The organism is Desulfobacter sp. UBA2225 (assembly GCF_002348205.1).
Lineage (GTDB): Bacteria > Desulfobacterota > Desulfobacteria > Desulfobacterales > Desulfobacteraceae > Desulfobacter > Desulfobacter postgatei.
Genome location: NZ_DDYV01000235.1, coordinates 1 through 2,559, shown reverse-complemented (window position 1 = coordinate 2,559; position 2,559 = coordinate 1). Strand labels below are relative to the sequence as shown.

2 protein-coding genes are annotated in these 2,559 nt (G+C 42.9%); one reads left to right on the top strand and one right to left on the bottom strand.

All coding sequences use genetic code 11. From position 1 onward, the window contains the following. Positions 1-652: 652 nt before the first annotated feature. A complete protein-coding gene (locus B3D59_RS11855) occupies positions 653-1,102 on the bottom strand; it encodes a hypothetical protein (protein WP_286820007.1) in 450 nt (149 codons plus the stop codon). 905 nt (positions 1,103-2,007) lie between these two features. Between B3D59_RS11855 and B3D59_RS11850 the strand changes: the two genes are divergently transcribed. After that, entirely contained in the window at positions 2,008-2,427 is a 420-nt protein-coding gene (locus B3D59_RS11850) for a hypothetical protein (protein ID WP_286820002.1), read from the top strand. The last annotated feature ends 132 nt before the right edge of the window (positions 2,428-2,559 follow it).

Sequence of the window (2,559 nt, the reverse complement as noted above, 5' to 3'; positions counted from 1 at the left end):
TTTAGCCCAGTTTTAGCCCAGGATTTGAAAGCCCGATCTAATAAACAACAAGTTAGGTCTGTTTTTAGCCTGTTTTTCTTGTCCTGTCAAGCCAGAGGTCGCGGGTTCGAGCCCCGTCGGCCCCGCAATTAAAGGTCGCGTTAAAGCGGCCTTTTTTGCTTAAAAGTGACCTTAGCTTGTGTTGGCACATTCCGTGAAGCGGGAAGGTCGCAGATACGAGATCTGTCCTGCAACAGGATCTCAGCTATGCCGCGATTGGCTCCGCCGAAATAAAAGTAGTAAAAACATGAATAGGCCCTCAGAAATTGAAGGCTTAGTTATTTGCATAAATTCTCATTTTTGCCCATTTTTAGACCCCTTTCAACTCCCATTTATCCCCCTAAATTCACCCTAGTATTACGTCATATTGATATAGTTGGGTAGTATCGTTTTAATTTGATTCTGACATCAGCGCCAGGGAGTCCCCTGCAAAAAATTTATTTAGCGACTACTGTGAGCATTTTTTGTTTGAGCATCTCAAATCTCCTGGTCTGAGTGGCCGGTTCAAGATGCGCCAACAGGGCTTCCTGCAAAAACGCATCCCGTAATATAGCTTTGAATTCTTTAATCAAAAATGTCTTAACCTCCGGCTCAGATTCCGTAATATCTCTGATCAGAGTCGTCCGGTTATCCAGGAGAAAAACGTTTCTTCAAAATCGTGACTGGTCCTGGGATCTTTGCCTCGATTTTTTAAGGCAACAAATTTTGCTGCCAAATAATAAGGGAATGGCATGATTCTGATGGTTATATTATTAAGATACCGGATTTCCGCACGATTAAAACCTGATTGAAACCAGGGATTCGCAGGCGCCCAACCAATATTTTGTGTAGCCATTACATCAAGCAGGATATCCCCGTAAGTAAACCGGCATATCACATTTTCATCCTTGGCATTATGGAATCCACGCTCAGCCAGTTTTTGTCGTAGACCCTCAAGTTCAAGCGCCGAAGCTATTTCAACAACGATATCAATATCCTTGGTTGGACGTATTTCTGGGGCACCGGAGTCATCTGCATAAAAGCCCGCGACTGCACCGCCGACGTAAACGATGTGATCGTTCAAGTCTCCCTAAGCTTGCGCCACCAGGGTAATTGCTTCAAGGATTGCCGATTTATCAGCGAGCATAGCGTTCACACCAGTCGTTATATGAACAGCCTATTTAAATTTTACAATATCCGTTTACGCAATTCTTCAATAGCGGCCTGTTTCTCCCGGCTTTTGTTGAGACGAACGGCATCGATCAGCGTCAGCATTTCATATAATGCATCGTCATGCGAACAGGCTTCAGGCACGCCAGGGTGCAAGGGGGCTATGGCCTGTCCTCTTACTTGGCCATTTGCCCAGGGCCAGACAAAAGCTGATTCAGCAGAAATGTGTCGATTTAGCGGTGGCCCACTAATGGCAGTAGCCATACCTCGTTGAATGGCGCCTGGTTCTGCCGGAAAGACATATCTCAATCCAAATTCAATAAAATCGAGCAGATTGTTTCTCATCAACTGCTTTTTGTCGGCAGTAAGCAGCTGTACNNTTGAGCCAAATCTTTTGCCCGCCATGGATTGTCTTTCAACGTGGCAATTTTCAAAAGAATGACGATATCATGTGGTCGCATGCCATTGTGCTGTTTCATAAGACTCCTATATTTGCAATTCGCGATTCGCGTATTGCAAATTACATTAATCTTTTTGAAAAATCAACTGGTTTTTTAATTTTTCACCAGGGCCGTATCTTGCCATGATTCCCCATCAATGTAACACCTATGTATGGATTGAAAAGAGATGGTCTTCAATGGTTCAACTTGATAAAATATACCTCAATTTGCAATTCGCGAATCACAAATCCTAACCCGGATAATACAAAACTGTTGTAAGGCGAGCAGGCTGCTCGCCCTACATTTCTCTGCCAATTCACCCAAAAATGAACTGCTAACCTACCAAACGATCCCTTCTTGATGACTCAAAGGTGATAATATGATAGAAAAAATCTATAACAGAAAAGAAAAATACTGGGACATTTTAATCTCAGGCCAGGATCCTGATGACATCGGCATTGATGGGTGCTATTGCTGGGGCGGCATTCCAAAGTTCCGCTGTTTCTGTGATCTTGAGATGCTAAAGAATGAAACCGGCGTGGGCTTTCCTAATGATGTGACTTTAGATATAAATTTAGATAGCGACCAACACTTCATTGAAAACATTATCGTCTATCGGTCACATCGGCGCAGAAATATCACAATAAGCTATTCCTTATATCGAAGGCCCCTGGATAAGCATGATAAAAATCAAGGAAGGACTCTATATTCAGACGCGTTCTTTGTGGAAGGGGACTCCATTGTTAATAAGGCACAGATTAGTCTAAACCAAACTGATTTGTGCCATTTTTGTTTATAAACAACAAGCCTCATAAAAAGTCACGCATACCCATTTATATACGTTTGAAGATCATCATTCATTACCCATCAAGGTATAGGAAGAAATCTCAATGCCCCTGAAAAAATCTGAACTCTACTCCTCCCTCTGGTC